14 protein-coding genes are annotated in these 15,574 nt (G+C 73.9%); 11 read left to right on the plus strand and 3 right to left on the minus strand.

Annotated elements, in window-relative coordinates; genetic code table 11:
- Positions 1-85: 85 nt before the first annotated feature.
- Together JOE43_RS07800 and JOE43_RS07805 are read right to left on the minus strand one after the other, a co-directional pair.
- On the minus strand, positions 86-1,036 hold the full coding sequence (locus JOE43_RS07800) for a metallophosphoesterase (RefSeq protein WP_209516678.1): 951 nt from the start codon (positions 1,034-1,036) through the stop codon (positions 86-88).
- On the minus strand, positions 1,033-3,594 hold the full coding sequence (locus tag JOE43_RS07805) for a transglycosylase domain-containing protein (protein WP_209516681.1): 2,562 nt from the start codon (positions 3,592-3,594) through the stop codon (positions 1,033-1,035). Before JOE43_RS07805 ends, JOE43_RS07800 begins: the two co-directional genes overlap by 4 nt.
- Before the next feature lie 50 nt (positions 3,595-3,644).
- Here JOE43_RS07805 and JOE43_RS07810 point away from each other — a divergent pair, with 50 nt between their 5' ends.
- Together JOE43_RS07810 and JOE43_RS07815 are read left to right on the plus strand one after the other, a co-directional pair.
- On the plus strand, positions 3,645-3,806 hold the full coding sequence (locus tag JOE43_RS07810) for a hypothetical protein (protein WP_167258574.1): 162 nt from the start codon (positions 3,645-3,647) through the stop codon (positions 3,804-3,806).
- Positions 3,806-4,276 carry a RidA family protein gene (locus JOE43_RS07815; RefSeq protein ID WP_209516684.1) on the plus strand — a complete coding sequence of 157 codons (471 nt, stop codon included), beginning with the start codon at positions 3,806-3,808 and terminating at the stop codon, positions 4,274-4,276. The genes JOE43_RS07810 and JOE43_RS07815 overlap by 1 nt, the downstream gene beginning before the upstream one ends.
- A gap of 84 nt (positions 4,277-4,360) precedes the next feature.
- Here the strand turns inward: JOE43_RS07815 and acs are convergent, their stop codons facing one another.
- The gene (gene acs, locus JOE43_RS07820) at positions 4,361-6,343 is read right to left on the minus strand and encodes an acetate--CoA ligase (protein WP_209516687.1); all 1,983 of its coding nucleotides are present in this window, start codon (positions 6,341-6,343) and stop codon (positions 4,361-4,363) included.
- A 392-nt stretch (positions 6,344-6,735) separates the two neighbouring features.
- Between acs and JOE43_RS07825 the strand changes: the two genes are divergently transcribed.
- From JOE43_RS07825 to JOE43_RS07865, 9 genes are all read left to right on the plus strand, one after another.
- Positions 6,736-7,860: a TadA family conjugal transfer-associated ATPase gene (locus tag JOE43_RS07825; protein WP_209516690.1), complete on the plus strand. Its 1,125-nt coding sequence runs from the start codon at positions 6,736-6,738 to the stop codon at positions 7,858-7,860.
- The gene (locus JOE43_RS07830; RefSeq protein WP_209516693.1) at positions 7,857-8,858 is read left to right on the plus strand and encodes a type II secretion system F family protein; all 1,002 of its coding nucleotides are present in this window, start codon (positions 7,857-7,859) and stop codon (positions 8,856-8,858) included. The genes JOE43_RS07825 and JOE43_RS07830 overlap by 4 nt, the downstream gene beginning before the upstream one ends.
- Before the next feature lie 126 nt (positions 8,859-8,984).
- On the plus strand, positions 8,985-9,302 hold the full coding sequence (locus JOE43_RS07835; protein WP_209516696.1) for a DUF4244 domain-containing protein: 318 nt from the start codon (positions 8,985-8,987) through the stop codon (positions 9,300-9,302).
- Positions 9,303-9,338: 36 nt separating this feature from the next.
- Positions 9,339-9,650: a TadE family type IV pilus minor pilin gene (locus JOE43_RS07840; protein ID WP_307803288.1), complete on the plus strand. Its 312-nt coding sequence runs from the start codon at positions 9,339-9,341 to the stop codon at positions 9,648-9,650.
- 1 nt (position 9,651) lies between these two features.
- The gene (locus tag JOE43_RS07845; protein ID WP_209516704.1) at positions 9,652-10,038 is read left to right on the plus strand and encodes an Rv3654c family TadE-like protein; all 387 of its coding nucleotides are present in this window, start codon (positions 9,652-9,654) and stop codon (positions 10,036-10,038) included.
- Positions 10,039-10,193: 155 nt separating this feature from the next.
- Positions 10,194-13,088: a type I DNA topoisomerase gene (gene topA, locus JOE43_RS07850; protein ID WP_209516707.1), complete on the plus strand. Its 2,895-nt coding sequence runs from the start codon at positions 10,194-10,196 to the stop codon at positions 13,086-13,088.
- Complete coding sequence (tmk, locus tag JOE43_RS07855; RefSeq protein WP_209516710.1) at positions 13,088-13,714, plus strand: dTMP kinase; 627 nt, start codon at positions 13,088-13,090, stop codon at positions 13,712-13,714. The genes topA and tmk overlap by 1 nt, the downstream gene beginning before the upstream one ends.
- Positions 13,711-14,853: a DNA polymerase III subunit delta' gene (locus tag JOE43_RS07860; protein ID WP_209516713.1), complete on the plus strand. Its 1,143-nt coding sequence runs from the start codon at positions 13,711-13,713 to the stop codon at positions 14,851-14,853. Before tmk ends, JOE43_RS07860 begins: the two co-directional genes overlap by 4 nt.
- A 14-nt stretch (positions 14,854-14,867) precedes the next feature.
- A complete protein-coding gene (locus JOE43_RS07865) occupies positions 14,868-15,545 on the plus strand; it encodes a TetR family transcriptional regulator (RefSeq protein ID WP_209516715.1) in 678 nt (225 codons plus the stop codon).
- Positions 15,546-15,574: the final 29 nt, after the last annotated feature.

Consider the following 15,574-nt stretch of genomic DNA (forward strand, 5'->3'; position numbering starts at 1 on the left):
CTGCCGGTCGAAGCAACGTCTACAAGGATAGCGGATGAATCGGGTTCCGCGTGCCACCGCCGAGCGGTGATCGCCGGGGGGCGACTCAGGCGGTCAGCGTCACGACGACCGCCTCGGGGCGACAGTCGAACCGCACGGGGGCGTAGATCGACGTGCCCAGCCCCGCCGAGATCTCGAGGTGCGCGGTGCGCCGTGCGTGGCTCCAGGTCGACAGCCCGCTCACCTTGCTGCGGGGGATGTCGCAGTTGGTCACGAGCGCGCCGTAGCCGGGCACCCGTACCTGCCCCCCGTGCGTGTGGCCGCCGAAGATGACGTCGGCGCCGTTCGTGACGAACGAGTTGAGCACCCGCTGGTAAGGCGCGTGCGTCACGCCGATGCCGATGGGGTCCGGCCCGCCGCGGTCGTCGTGCCAGCCGACGTTCTCGCGGAGGTCGTCGAGGGCACCGGGGAGGCGGTCCAGGCGGTCCCAGCCCCGGTGGGCGTCGTTCACCCCGAAGAGCTCGAGCCGGTTGCCCCGGAGCTCCAGGGCGCGCGCGGTGTTGTTGAGGTCGAGCCAGCCCAGGTCGGCGAAGAAGGCCTGCATGCGGTCGACGTCGAGCGGCGCGGGGGCCCGGTGCGGCCTGCTGGGCCCGGCGAAGTACCGGAGCGGGCTCTTGGCGACGGGCCCGTAGTAGTCGTTGGACCCGTTGACCCACACGCCCGGCACGCCGCGGAACGGCTCCAGGGTGTACTCGAGCGCCGTGTGGGCGTCGGCGTGGCCGAGGTTGTCACCGGTGTTGACGACGAGGTCCGGCTCGTAGACCGACAGCCCGCGGACCCATTCATGCTTCTCCGACTGCCACGGGGCCAGGTGCAGGTCTGACAGGTGCAGGACGGTGAGCGACCGTGACCCCGCCTCGAGGATCGGGAGGACCTCGTGACGCACCGTGAAGCGGTTGCGCTCGACGAGCGCGCCCCAGGCGAAGGCTCCCAGGCCGACGGCCGCGCCCGCCGCAGCGGTCGCGGCCGTCAGACGTCCGGCGGAGACGGGGCTCACGAGCAGCCTCCGGGGTCGTTGCCGTCCTTGCCGCCGTAGAGCACGACGGAGATGGCGGTGTCCTTCGCGACGGACGTGCCCGCGGCGGGATCGCTGCTCGCGACCCGGCACTGGTTCTTGCCGTCGCCGGTGGTGAAGCCGGAGACGCCGAGGGCGGTGGTGAAGCCGGCCCCGGCCACGGTGGCCCCGGCGCCCTTGAGGTCCTGGCCCACGAGGTCGGGGACGGTCGTGGCCAGCGAGCCGTCCGAGGTGAAGACGCGCACCGTGGAGCCCTTGGCGACGAGCGTGCCGCCGGCCGGGTCCGACCCGCTGACCTGGCCGGCCGGGAGGGTCGACGCCTGGACGCCGCCGTCCTCGTACTTCAGGCCCGTGCTGCGGAGGAGGGTCTGGGCTGCGCTGGGCGTGCTGCCGGCGAGGTCGGGGACGCTGACGCCGGTGCCGCGCAGGACGGCGTTCGAGGGGGCGGCGAAGGCGCCGCCCGGGTACGCGGCGTTGTTGACGGTCTGGACCTCACGGAAGAAGGCCGACCGGGCGTTCGCGTAGCTGCCGTTCCGGGGCTGCACGGGCGACGAGTAGGCGCGGAGGCTCTTCTTGCCGCCGTTGAAGTCGTAGTTGCCCTGCCAGATGGCGGTGGCGACGCGGGTGGACGCGCCGATGATCCAGATCTGGTCCTTGTCGTCGGTCGTGCCGGTCTTGCCGATCTCCGGGATGCCGTCCGCGGGCAGGCCGCCCACGGCCGTGCCGGACGTCCACAGGCCGGACATCGCCCGGGCGGCGCCCGCCGCCACGTCCGGGTCGAGAGCCTGCGTGCAGGCCTGCGGCTGACCGCCGATGTCGGTGCCCGCGGCGTCCTTGATGTTGTCGACGATGATCGACTCGCAGTACTTGCCCCCGGCGGCGATGGCGGCGTAGGCGGTCGCCATCGTCAGCGGAGCGACCTCGTTCGAGCCGAGGATCGACGAGGGGTTCTCGTACGCGAGGGGCTTGCCGTCGGCGCGGTGCACGCCCAGCTTCTCGGCGACGCCCGCGATGTCGGCCAGGTCGAGCTGGGAGGCCATGGCGGCGTACGCCGTGTTCATCGACTGCGCGGTGGCCGCGGCGACGGTCATGCTGCCGGGCTTCTCGCCCGCGTCGTTCTTCGGCGTCCAGCGCACGGTCGGGCGGCCGTCCGCCGTGAGCTGGAAGGTGCGGGGCGTGGCGTTGACCGACTGGTTCACGCCGTTGCCCTGCTCCAGCCAGTCGAGCAGGGTGAACGGCTTGTAGGTCGACCCGGGCTGGAACCCGCCGGAGCCGCCGTACTGCTGGTCCGTGCTGAAGTTCACCGACGTCTGCGTGCGGTCGTCGGAGGCCACCTCGGAGAAGGTCGTGTTCTGCGCCATGACGAGCACGCGGCCGGTGCCGGCCTCGACGGTGTTGACCACCGAGCCGAGCTGCAGGCGGGTCTCGGTGGCCGGGGCGTAGCGGTCCACCTTCTCCTTCGCGCTGGCGGTGAGGTCGAGGTCGAGGGTCGTGTAGACGTTGTAGCCGCCGGTGGCCCAGTTCTTCTCGCGCTCCTCGGGCGAGGAGCCGAGCACGGCGAGGTTCTTGATGTTCTTCTTGACGTAGTCGCAGAAGTACTGCGCGCCGGCCGCCGTGACGGCCGCGCAGCCCTGGGTCGGCGTCGTGAGGTGCACGTAGCCCGCGATGTCCGACGCGAGCGAGGCCTGCATCTGGGCCTCGTCGATGTAGCCCTCGGCCTTCATCGACTTGAGGATGACGTCGCGTCGGGCCTTGTTGCCCTCGTACTTCTCCGGGGTCGAGAGGTTGCGCGTGTCGGGGTACTGGACGATCGCGATGAGGCTCGCGGCCTCCTCGACCGTGAGGTCGGTCGCCGACTTGTTGTAGTAGTGCTGCGCGGCGGCCTGGACGCCGTAGGTCTGGTCGCCGAAGTAGGCGATGTTGAGGTACGCCAGGAGGATGGAGTCCTTGGTGTACTTCTTCTCGAGCCCGATCGCGAACTTCATCTCCTCGAGCTTGCGGTCGAGGGTCGTGGTGGTCGCCTCCTTGTAGGCGGCGTCACGCTCCTCCTGCGTGTCGAGCTGCTGCGACTGAGCGATCCGGATGTTGCGGACGAGCTGCATCGTCAGCGTCGACCCGCCACCGCTCGCCCCGAGCTCACCGCCGCCGAGCGACCCCACCGCGGCGCGCACGAGCGAGGTGACGTCGACGCCGCCGTGGTCGTAGAAGCGGCGGTCCTCACCGGCGAGGACGGCGTTCTTGAGGTTCGGCGAGACCTGGTCCCACTTGAGCTCGACGCGGTTCTCGCTGTAGAGGGTCGCGAAGGGGACGTCCTGCCCGCCCTGCTTGGCGTACAGCGTGTTGCGCTGCGACAGCTTCCCGATCTCGATGTACTCGGGGATCGACTCGAAGACCCCGATCGAGCTCGAGGCGGTCATGCCGGCCACGGCGATCGCCGGCGTCACGCCGATGGTGACGAGGAGGCCGGCCAGCACGCTGAAGCCGACGAATCCGAAGAGCGCCCCGATGACGGACGTGGGCTTCGATTTTTGGGCAGACATAAGATCAGGGTAAGTGACACCGACGACATCCGAGCTGATAGGAACCACAAATGGTCCTTTGGGAGTACATGACCACGCCGCTCATGGTGCACAACAGCACCGCGATCCTGAACAACTGGGGGAGCGAGGGCTGGGAGCTCGTGCAGGTCACGCAGGGGCCGGAGGGCGGCCCCGTCGCCTGGTTCAAGCGCGAGAAGGCGCAGGGCGCCTGATGGTCGACGTCGCCGCGCGCCTCGCCGACCTCGGCCTCGAGCTCCCGGCGGTGGCGGCCCCGGCGGGCGACTACCTCCCCGCCGTCCGCAGCGGGCAGCTGGTCTTCACCGCCGGCCAGCTGCCGTTCGTCGAGGGCGCCCTCCCGGCGACCGGCGTCGTCGGCGAGGCCCCCGGCCAGGTCACGCCGGAGGCCGCCCGCGACCTGGCGGCACGGTCCGCCCTCAACGCCCTCGCCGCCGCCGCGACCGTCCTCGGGTCGCTCGACGAGGTCGTCCGGGTCGTCAAGGTCACGGGCTTCGTCGCCTCCGACCCGGCCTTCACCGGGCAGCCGGGCGTCATCAACGGCGCGTCCGAGCTGCTGGCCCGGGTGTTCGGCGAGGCGGGCCGCCACGCTCGCAGCGCCGTCGGCGTCGCCGCGCTCCCGCTCGGCAGCCCGGTCGAGGTCGAGCTCGTGCTCGAGGTGGCCTGACCCCTCCCGGTGCCTGACCCCCCCCCGCGTGGCCTGACCCGTCCCGGTCGCGGGGTCCCGGCGCGGGGCCCCGCGCGGGGCGGGTCAGCGCAGGCCGGCGCTGATCGCGCTCATCACCGTCGCGTCGGCGAGGGTGGTCGTGTCGCCGACCTCCCGGCCCTCCGCGACGTCGCGGAGGAGCCGCCGCATGATCTTCCCCGAGCGGGTCTTGGGCAGCTCGTCGACCAGCACGACGGTGCGCGGGCGCGCGATCGAGCCGATCTGGCGCGCGACGTGCTCCCGCAGCGCGACCACCGCCTCCTCGGGGGCCTGGGCGCCGCGGGCGCCGTCCCGCAGCACGACGAAGGCGACGACGGCCTGCCCCGTCGCCTCGTCCGCCGCCCCGACGACGGCCGACTCGGCCACGGAGGGGTGGGCGACGAGCGACGACTCGATCTCGGCGGTCGAGAGCCGGTGCCCCGACACGTTCATCACGTCGTCGACGCGCCCGAGCAGCCAGATGTCGCCGTCGGCGTCGCGACGCGCGCCGTCGCCGGCGAAGTAGCGGTCGCCGAAGCGCCCCCAGTAGGTCTCGACGTAGCGCTCGTGGTCGCCCCAGATGCCCCGCAGCATCGACGGCCACGGCTCGGTGACGACGAGCAGCCCGCTGCCCCCGGGGCCGACGGGGGCCCCGTCGTCGTCGACCACGTCGACCACCACGCCGGGCATCGGGGTCTGGGCGGCCCCGGGCTTGGCGGCCGTGACGCCGGGCAGCGGCGAGACCATGATCGCGCCCGTCTCCGTCTGCCACCACGTGTCGACGACCGGGGTGCGGCCCGAGCCGATCACCTCGCGGTACCACAGCCAGGCCTCGGGGTTGATGGGCTCGCCGACGGAGCCCAGCAGGCGCAGCGACGAGAGGTCACGGGCGAGGGGCAGCTGTCGCCCGGCCTTCATGGCGGCCCGGATCGCCGTCGGCGCCGTGTAGAAGAGGGTCACCCCGTACTTCTCGACGATGTCCCACCAGCGCCCCGGAGCGGGGGAGTCGGGGGTCCCCTCGTAGAGGACCTGCGTCGCTCCGTTCGCGAGGGGCCCGTACACGACGTAGCTGTGGCCGGTGATCCAGCCGACGTCGGCGGTGCACCACCAGACGTCGGTGGCCGGGCGGAGGTCGAACACCGTCGCGTGGGTCGTCGCGACCTGGGTCAGGTAGCCGCCCGAGGTGTGCAGGATGCCCTTCGGTCGGCCCGTGGTGCCGCTCGTGTAGAGGATGAACAGCGGGTGCTCGGCCGGGAAGGGCTGCGCGACGTGGTCGTCGCCCACGCCCTCGAGGGCCTCGTGCCACCAGAGGTCGCGGCCCTCGACCCAGTCGACGGCCTGGCCGCCCCGGCGCACGACGAGCACGGTCTCGACGGTGGACGGCCCGCCCGTGGCGAGCGCGGCGTCGACGGCGGGCTTGAGGGGCGAGACGGCTCCGCGCCGCCAGCCGCCGTCGGCGGTGACGACGACCGTGGCCCCGGCGTCGTCGATGCGGGCCCTCAGGCTCTCGGCGCTGAACCCGCCGAAGACGACCGAGTGCACGGCGCCGAGGCGGGCCACGGCGAGCATGACCACGACCGCCTCCGGGATCTGGGGCAGGTAGACGACGACGCGGTCGCCCGCTCCGACGCCGAGCGAGGCGAGGAGGTTCGCGGCGCGCTTCACCTCACGGGTCAGCTCGGCGTAGGTGACGGCACGGCTGTCGCCGGGCTCGCCCTCCCAGAGCAGGGCGACGCGGTCGCCGTGGCCTGCCTCGACGTGCCGGTCGAGGCAGTTGTAGGCGACGTTGAGCGTTCCGTCGGCGAACCAGCGGGCGACCGGGGCCCCCGACCAGTCGAGCGCCTCGCCGGGCGGGCGGTGCCAGGTGAGCCGCTCGTGCGCCTGACGGAGCCACCAGCCCTCGCGGTCCGTGGCCGCGGCGGCGGCGAGCTCGGGGCCCGCGACGGCCTCCTCGACGAACCGGGCCGAGGGGCGGAAGACCAGGCCGGGGGAGGCGGCGGCCCCGTGGTCGTCACCGGTGGGGGCGGAGGGGGCGGTGCCGTCGGTCATGTCGGTCCTCTCGCGTCGTCGCGTGCGGCGGCCGGGGCCGTCGCGCCGACCCTACTCCGACGGTCGTCGTCGACCGGGTCGCCCCGCGAGGTCGACGACGTCGCGACACGCCGAGATCCGCCCTCGTCACCCGTGGCGCGGGAGCGGGTGGCTGGGGTACAGTGATGCACGTCGGGATTCGTCCCGACAGGCAGTGCGAGCGATTCCCCCCGATCCAGCACTGCCGTGGCGGCACCCGTTCCCCCCGACTGGTGCCGCCCCTCTCGTTTAACCCGGTCGTCGCCCCCGGGTGGCCCGGGCGTCGTCCCTCCCCAGGGCTCGCCGAACCAGATCGTTCCGCGGTGTGCGTGCACTGATCTGTCTGCGCCGCCTCCTCTCGTTAGCGTCGGCGGATGGACGAGACCGATCCCCCCGCCGCCCGGCGTCACCCTGGCCTCACCCGCGGGTGGCCGCCGGGGCGGTACGTGCCCGAGGTGCCGGCCAGGGGGCGTCGTGATCGGGGTACGGGCGACCGATACGGGGTACAGGCGCCCGTCGACGGAGACGTCACCGCGCCTCCTGACGGCGGCCGGGTCGCCGCGGGCCACGACCTCGGGCCGCTCGGCGTGCTGCTCGACGTCGACGTCACCGACGTCTTCGTGAACGGAGGGGCGGGCACCTGGGTCGACCGCGGGGCGGGCGCCCGGCCCGATCCCCGGGTGCACCTCTCCGAGGTCGACGTGCGCTCCCTGGCCGCCCGGCTCGTCGCCCGGGGCGGGCGTCACGTCGACGAGGCGACGCCGTGCGTCGACGTCCGGCTGCCGGGGGGCGTCCGAGTGCACGCCGTGCTGCCGCCGGTCTCGACGACGGGCACCCTTCTCTCCGTCCGGCTGCCCCGACCCGAGCCGCTCGGCCTCGACGAGCTCGCGGCCGCCGGGTTCTTCGCCCCGGGCGACGACGCGGTCGTGCGGGGGCTCGTGGCGAGGCGCGCCAACGTCCTGGTGACGGGTGCGGGAGGGGCGGGCAAGACGACCTTCCTGGCGGCGTTCCTCTCCGCCGCCGACCCCGCAGACCGCGTCGTCCTGATCGAGGACGTCGCGGAGCTGAGGCTCCGGCACCCCCACGTGGTCTCGCTCGAGGCCCGACAGCCCAACCTGGAGGGCGTCGGCGGCATCGACACGGCGCGCCTGCTGCGGGAGGCCCTGCGGATGCGTCCCGACCGGCTCGTTGTGGGGGAGTGCCGGGGCGTGGAGGTGCGCGAGCTGCTGTCGGCCCTCAACACAGGCCACGACGGCGGGGCGGGCACGCTGCACGCCAACGGGCTCGCCGACGTCCCCGCGCGGCTCGAGGCGCTCGGGGCCGTCGCCGGCCTCACCCCGGGAGCGCTCGCCCGGCAGGCGGTCAGCGCCGTCGACGCCGTGCTGCACGTCGAGCGCCGGGACGGCCGTCGCCGTCTCGCGCAGATCGGCTCGCTGGCCCTCGGTCCGACCGGCGAGCTCGTCGCCCGGCCCGGTCTCGGCTCGACGGGGGCGACGTGAGGCGGGCCCGAGGGCGGCCCGAGGGGCCGGTCGTCCCGGGGTCGGGCCGGCCGGCGCGCCGGGCCCCGCCCACGGCCGTCGCCGTCGTCCTGGAGCGAACCGCGGTCCTGCTCGGGGTCGGGGTCGCCCCCGCGTCGGCCTGGCGCCACCTCGCCCGTTCGGAGCGTCACGCCGTGGTGGCGGCCGTCGCGGAGCGCGTCGCCGCGGCGGCGGCCCGCGGCGCACCGGTCTCCGTCGCCCTGCTCGAGGCCCTCGACACCGAGCCCTTCGCGGCCGTGCCCGACGGGCGCCGTGCGGACAGGGAGTGGCGGCAGGTCGCGTGCGCCTGGCGCGTCGCCGAGCAGAGCGGCGCGCCCCTGGCCGACTGCCTGAGGTCGTTCGCCCGCGCACTGCGCCAGTCCGAGGAGGTGCGCCGGGAGGTCGAGGTGGCGCTCGCCGGCCCCCGCGCCGCCGCGAGGATCGTGCTCGGCCTCCCCGTGGTCGGCCTCCTCTTCTCTCTCGGCGCAGGCGTCGACACGGGCGCCGTGCTGGTCTCGCCCCTCGGTGGAGCGTGCCTCGTGGGCGGCGGAGCCCTGGTCGCCGCAGCCCGGGCCTGGAACGCCCGGCTCGTCCGCGGAGCGGTGCCCCGGGGCGACGTGCCGGGCCTCCGGCAGGAGCTGCTGGCCGTGGCGCTGGCGGGGGGCGGCTCCTGGCAGGCGGCGGTGGCGCTCGTCGCGCGGGCCGTGGAGGAGTGCCTCGCCGACGGGACGTCCGACGACGACGACGGCACGAGCGTCCTGGAGCTGTCACGCCGGGCCGGCGCCCCGGCGGCCGAGCTCCTGCGCGCCGCCGCCGCGGAGGAGCGGCTGGAGGCAGCCACCACGGCCCGTTCGGCGGCGGCACGGCTCGGGTCGACCCTGATGCTCCCCCTGGGGGCCTGTGTGCTGCCCGCCTTCCTGCTGGTGGGCGTCGTGCCGCTCGTCGCGGCCCTCGTCTCCTCCACCGCCGGCGACCTGTGACCTCTCTCCCCAGGGCCGTGTGGCCGTCCGCTGGTCGGGCCCGGGGCGGTCGCACACTCGGAGCAGGTCGCCGCGGCGGCCCGTCGACCCGGCCGGGTCGGCGAACGACGAGAAGAAGAGGACTCCATGACCACTGCCCAGACATCCGTCACCCGCTGCTCGGCCCCGGGCCGCTGCTCGACGCCCGCACCCGGGCCCGCACGGTCGTCGGCCGAGGCCGGCACGAGCGAGCCCAGCGCCACCACGGGCCTGCCCGGGCGGGCAGCACGGCGCCGCCGGCTCGTCGAGCACCTCCGCACGGAGGCCGGTGCGGCGACGGCGGAGTACGCCATCGTGATCATGGCCGCGGTCGGCTTCGCCGGCGTGCTGCTCGCCGTGATGCGCAGCGACGAGGTGCGGGGCGTGCTCAGCGACCTCGTGCGGTCGGCCCTGTCGGTGGGCTGACCGGTGCACCGCGGGCTCCGCGACGACGCGGGGAGCGTGACCGTCGAGTTCGCGGTCGTGCTGCCTGCCGTGCTGCTCCTCCTCGCGCTGGTGGTCGGGGCGTCGTCCGCCGCCGCGCAGTCGATCCGCCTCGCCGACGCGGCGGCGGTGACCGCCCGGCAGACGGCGCGCGGCGACGGCGGGCGGGCCGGGGAGGTGCTCCGGCAGCTCGCGCCGGGCGCCGCGGCGCAGTCGTCCGAGCGTGAGGGGCTGGTCTGCGTGACGCTGCGCCGCCCCGTCGACGCCGGGCCGCTCACGGGCGTCGTCGTCCTGACCTCCCGCAGCTGCGCCCCGGCGCTCGGGGGCTGAGGTGGGCGGGAGCGCCTCGGGCGCCGTCGGCGGCGACGACGGCACAGCCTCCGTCCTGGTCGTCGCCGTCCTGGTCGGCGTCGTCGTCCTCGCGGTCGCCGTCGTGGGCGGCGGGCGCGTCCTGGCGGAGCGCAGCCGGGTCAGCGGCGCCGCCGACGCGACGGCGCTGGCGGCGGCCGACGTCGCCGCCGGCCTCGTCGCCGGCTCTCCCTGCGACCGGGCCGGGGCCCTCGCGACGGCCAACGGGGTCGTCCTGTCGAGCTGTCGCGTCGACGAGCTGATCGTCACCGTGAGGGTGACGACGAGCCTCGCCGGGGTGGTCGTGGGGGCCTCCGCGACGGCGGGGCCGCCGCCGACCGGCACCGCGCCTCCCGGGCTCCCGCCGTGAGGTGGCCGCCCGCCGCGTGTGTGTATGGTGTGCCTGTCGGCGGCACACGTCAGCGCCGTCGCGCTGGTCGGGGTGCGACGCGAGTCGCCCGCCGCCGACCGTCTGACCGGCCTCCCGGGGCTGGTCCCGTCGTTCCCCCCAATGCAAGGAGTCCCGTGCCAGGCACGAAGAAACTGGTCATCGTCGAGTCGCCCGCGAAGGCCAAGACGATCGCCCAGTACCTCGGCAGCGGCTACGAGGTGCTCGCCTCGGTCGGCCACATCCGCGACCTCGTCGAGCCGAAGAACCTGCCGGCCGAGCTCAAGAAGGGCTCGCTGGGCAAGTTCTCCGTCGACGTCGAGAACGGCTTCGAGCCCTACTACGTCGTCTCCGACGCCAAGAAGAAGACGGTCTCCGACCTCAAGCGGGCGCTCAAGGGCGCCGACGAGCTCTACCTCGCCACTGATGAGGACCGCGAGGGCGAGGCCATCGCGTGGCACCTCCTCCAGGAGCTCAAGCCGAAGGTCCCCGTGAAGCGGATGGTCTTCCACGAGATCACGAAGGACGCCATCCAGCAGGCGCAGGAGAACACACGCGAGCTCGACACCGCGCTCGTCGACGCCCAGGAGACCCGACGCATCCTCGACCGTCTCTACGGCTACGAGGTCTCGCCGGTCCTCTGGCGCAAGGTCGGCCCCGGCCTCTCGGCCGGCCGCGTGCAGTCCGCCGCCACGCGGCTCGTCGTCGACCGGGAGCGCGAGCGCCTCGCGTTCGTCTCGGCCTCCTACTGGGACCTCACGGCGACCTTCGAGCCCGACGGGGAGGCTCTGCCCTTCTCCTCGCGGCTCGTCCGGGTCAACGGCTCGCGCGTCGCCAGCGGCCGCGACTTCGACGACCGCGGCCAGCTCAAGGGCGAGGCCGTCTCGCTCGACGAGCAGTCGGCCACGGCGCTGACCCGCGCCCTCGAGGCCGAGGGCGTCGACGTCGTCGTGTCGTCGGTCGAGTCGAAGCCCTACACCCGTCGCCCCGCAGCGCCCTTCACCACCTCGACCCTGCAGCAGGAGGCGGCGCGCAAGCTCCGCTTCTCGGCCCGCCAGACGATGAGCGTCGCGCAGTCCCTGTACGAGAACGGGCACATCACCTACATGCGCACCGACTCGCCGTCGCTGTCGCAGCAGGCCACGAACGCGGCCCGCAAGCAGGCCGCCTCCCTCTACGGCGCCGAGACGGTGCCCGAGAAGCCCCGCACCTACGCCGGCAAGAGCAAGAACGCCCAGGAGGCTCACGAGGCGATCCGCCCCTCGGGCGACACCTTCCGCACCCCGAGCGAGATGCAGGGTGCGCTCCGCGGCAACGACTGGAAGCTGTACGACCTGATCTGGAAGCGCACCGTCGCCTCGCAGATGGCCGACGCCAAGGGGTCGACGGCCTCGGTCGTCGTCTCGGCGACGACGCCCGACGACGTCGCGGGCATCACGCCCCGCACCGCCGACGGCACCCTGGCGGAGTTCGTCGCGACCGGCACCGTCATCACCTTCCGCGGCTTCCTCGCCGCCTACGAGGAGGGGCGCGACGAAGACCGCCACGGCGCCGCGGAGACCGCGGACGCGAAGCTGCCCGTGCTCGCCGAGGGCCAGCACCTCGTCCTCGACGACGTCGAGGCGAAGGGCCACGACACCAGCGCGCCGCCCCGCTACACCGAGGCGAGCCTGGTCAAGACCCTCGAGGAGCTCGGCATCGGGCGACCGTCGACGTACGCCGCCATCATGTCGACGATCGTCGACCGTGGCTACGTGACCCCGCGCGGCACCGCCCTCGTGCCCAACTGGATCGCCTTCTCGGTCGTCCGGCTGCTGGAGGAGTACTTCGGCGACCTCGTCGAGTACGACTTCACGGCCAGCATGGAGGACGACCTCGACCAGATCGCCGGCGGCGACGCCGACCGGGTCGACTGGCTGAACGGCTTCTACTTCGGCAACGAGACCCACCGCGGCCTCCGCAAGGTCATCGACAACCTCGGCGAGATCGACGCCCGCGACATCAACTCCATCCCGCTGGGCGAGGGCATCACGCTCCGCATCGGCCGCTACGGTCCGTACCTCGAGGCGCCCGGCGACGACCCGGAGACCCCTCGGCGCGTCAACGTGCCCGAGGACCTCGCCCCCGACGAGCTCACGCCCGCCAAGGCGCGCGAGCTGATCGAGGCGCCCGTCGTCGGCGACCGCGTGGTGGGGACGAACCCGGAGACGGGCAAGGAGGTCGTCGCGAAGGACGGCCGCTTCGGCCCGTACGTCACCGAGCGCACCCCGGAGGAGGTCGACGCCGACCCGGCGACCGGCGAGGTCGTCGAGGCGCCCGCCGCCGCGGCGCCCGCGACGGCGACGAAGGCCCCGGCCAAGAAGCCCGCCGCCAAGAAGGCCGCCCCGAAGGAGCGCACGGCGTCGCTCTTCAAGAGCATGAGCGTCGACACCGTCGACCTGCAGACCGCCCTCGCGCTGCTCGACCTGCCCCGCACGGTCGGCCTCGACCCCGAGAGCGGCGACGAGATCCAGGCGCAGAACGGCCGCTACGGCCCCTACCTGAAGAAGGGCACCGACACCCGGTCGCTCACCTCGGAGGACCAGATCTTCGAGATCGACCTCGCCGGGGCCCTCGAGGCGTTCGCGCAGCCCAAGTACGGCGCCCGCCGGGCCAGCAGTGCCCTCGCCGAGTTCGCGGCCGACCCGGTCAGCGGCAAGCCCATCAAGGTCAAGGACGGCCGGTTCGGGCCGTACGTGACCGACGGCGAGACGAACGCCACCATCCCCCGCGGCGAGACGGTGGAGGAGGTCGACTTCGACCGTGCCGTCGAGCTGCTCGCCGACAAGCGCGCCAAGGGGCCGGCGAAGCCCAAGGCCAAGGCCCCGGCGAAGAAGGCCCCCGCGAAGAAGGCCCCCGCCAAGAAAGCGCCCGTGAAGAAGGCCACGACCACGAAGGCGGCGACCACGAAGGCGGCGACGACGAAGGCCGCGACCACCAAGGCCGCGACGGCCGAGGCCACGGGGCCGACGACAGAGGCGACGAGCGAGTAGTGGCGGGCCTCTTCGTCACGTTCGAGGGCGGCGACGGCTCGGGCAAGACCACGCAGGCGGGCCTGCTCGAGTCGTGGCTGACCGAGCAGGGCCGCGGCGTCGTCCGCACCCGCGAGCCCGGCGGCACCGACCTGGGCCTGGAGCTGCGCGACATCGTGCTGCACCGCCGCGGCCACATCGCCCCGCGCGCGGAGGCCCTGCTCTACGCGGCCGACCGGGCACAGCACGTCGAGACCCTCGTGCGCCCCGCCCTCGACCGCGGTGACGTGGTCGTCCAGGACCGCTACATCGACTCCTCGGTCGCCTACCAGGGCGCCGGTCGCGTGCTGGGCGGCGACGAGGTGCGCGACCTGTCGCGGTGGGCCGTGGAGGGCCTCGCCCCCGACCTGACCGTCCTGCTCGACCTCGACGAGGCCGCGGCCCGCTCACGCCTCGACGCGTCGCGCACCACCTACGACCGCCTCGAGGCCGAGGCCCAGGACTTCCACGCGAGGGTCCGTGCGGCCTTCCTCGCGATCGCCGAGGCCGAGCCCGAGCGCGTCCTCGTGGTCGACGCGACCCAGCCCGTCGACGCGATCGCCGCCTCCGTCCGGGCTCGCGTCGAGACCCTCCTCGCCCGCCCGTGACGTTCTGGGACGACCTCACCGGTCAGGCCGACGCCATCGACTCCCTGCGGGCCGCGGCCTCGGCCGACCCGGCGAACTCGTCGATGACGCACTCGTGGCTGATCACCGGCCCGCCCGGCTCGGGGCGCTCGAACCTGGCCTACGCCTTCGCCGGGGCGCTCCTCGGCCGCGGCGACGACGACGAGGCGACGGCGCGCCAGGTGGCGGCACGGTCGCACCCCGACCTCGCCGTGCTGAGCACGGAGCGCATCATCATCACGATCGACGAGGTCCGGTCGCTCGTCGCGGCCTCGCAGTTCTCGCCCTCGGTCGGGCGCTACCGCGTCGTGGTCATCGAGGACGCCGACCGGATGACCGAGCGGACGTCCAACCTGCTGCTCAAGGCCCTCGAGGAGCCGCCGCCCCGCACGGTGTGGATCCTCTGCGCGCCGAGCGAGGCCGACCTCATCCCGACGATCCGGTCCCGCGTGCGGAGCGTGCGCCTCCGCGTCCCGTCCGCGGACGACGTCGCGGCCCTGCTCGAGCGCCGGGGGGTCGAGCCCGCCACCGCCCTGGTCGCCGCCCGCGAGGCGCAGAGCCACATCGGCATGGCGCAGCGGCTCGCGACCAACCCCGAGGCGCGTGCCCGACGCCGCACGACCCTCGAGACCGCCCTCGGCATCCGCTCCGTCTCCGACGCGGTCATCGCCGCCTCCACCATGCTCGCCGTGGCGGGTGACGACGCCAAGGCCATCACCGAGGAGCGCGACGCGGAGGAGCGCGCGAGCGCCCTGCGCTCGCTCGGCGTGGAGCCCGGCGGCACCGTCCCGCCCGCTCTGCGGAGCCAGCTGCGCGCCCTCGACGACGACCAGAAGCGGCGCGCCACGCGCAGCCTCCGCGACGGCATCGACCGCATCATGGTCGACCTGCTCTCGCTCTACCGCGACGTCCTGCTGCTGCACCTCGGCGTCGGCGACGACCTCGTCAACGAGAGCATCCGGCCGCAGCTGGAGCAGGCCATGACGGCCTCGACGCCGGCGACCACCCTCGCCGTGATGGACGCGATCAGCGTGGCCCGGCGTCGCATCGAGTCGAACGTCGCCCCCGCCCTCGCGCTGGAGGCGATGCTGGTCGCCGTCAGCAGGCACGCGGTCCGGTGAGGCAGGATGTGCCCATGACCGACCCCACAGCGACAGCCCCTCCCGGACTGCGCGAGCGCAAGAGGCTGGCCACCCGACGAGCGATCCAGGTCGCCGTCCTCGACCTCATCGCCGAGAACGGCTTCGACGCCGTGACCGTCGAGATGATCAGTCGTCGCGCCGACGTCTCGCCCCGCACCTTCTTCAACTACTTCACGTCGAAGGAGGAGGCCGTCGTCGGCGACCCGCCCGAGCTGCCCGACGGCGCCGCCATCGACCACTTCGTCGACGGGCACGACGAGCCCATCCTCGACGGACTCGTCGCCCTCCTCGACCAGGCCGTCGTGACGGCGACGGTCGACCGCGAGCTCGTGCAGCGCCGGCGGATCGTCCTGCGCGCCCACCCCGACCTGTTCGCGAAGCGGATAGCGTCGATGCGCGACTTCGAGGAGAGGCTGTCCGAGATCGTCGCCCGTCGCTTCACCGCCGACCCGCGCCTGGCCGCCGCCGTCTCCGACGGGGGAGGGCGCGCGCTGCTCGAGAGCCGCGCGCACCTGGTCACGCTCGTCGTCATCGCGGCGCTCCGCCACGCCTGGGCCGAGTGGATCGACGACGACGACGCCGACCACGCCGCGGACCACCGCTTCAGCCTCCGAGCCCGCATGGAGGACTCCTTCGCCGACCTCCGCCGGGTCGTGACGCGAGAGCTCTGAGAATCCGCTACAGTTGGTGATCGTGCCGA

This window comes from Frigoribacterium sp. PvP121 (genome assembly GCF_017833115.1).
GTDB lineage: Bacteria > Actinomycetota > Actinomycetes > Actinomycetales > Microbacteriaceae > Frigoribacterium > Frigoribacterium endophyticum.

Excerpts from the sequence above, each read along its gene's own strand:
- JOE43_RS07810 (WP_167258574.1), top strand. The coding sequence starts at position 3,645 with ATGGTCCTTTGGGAGTACATGACCACGCCGCTCATGGTGCACAACAGC.
- JOE43_RS07805 (WP_209516681.1), bottom strand. The coding sequence starts at position 3,594 with ATGTCTGCCCAAAAATCGAAGCCCACGTCCGTCATCGGGGCGCTCTTC.
- JOE43_RS07825 (WP_209516690.1), top strand. The coding sequence starts at position 6,736 with ATGGACGAGACCGATCCCCCCGCCGCCCGGCGTCACCCTGGCCTCACC.
- JOE43_RS07815 (WP_209516684.1), top strand. The coding sequence starts at position 3,806 with ATGGTCGACGTCGCCGCGCGCCTCGCCGACCTCGGCCTCGAGCTCCCG.
- JOE43_RS07865 (WP_209516715.1), top strand. The coding sequence starts at position 14,868 with ATGACCGACCCCACAGCGACAGCCCCTCCCGGACTGCGCGAGCGCAAG.
- JOE43_RS07835 (WP_209516696.1), top strand. The coding sequence starts at position 8,985 with ATGACCACTGCCCAGACATCCGTCACCCGCTGCTCGGCCCCGGGCCGC.
- acs (WP_209516687.1), bottom strand. The coding sequence starts at position 6,343 with ATGACCGACGGCACCGCCCCCTCCGCCCCCACCGGTGACGACCACGGG.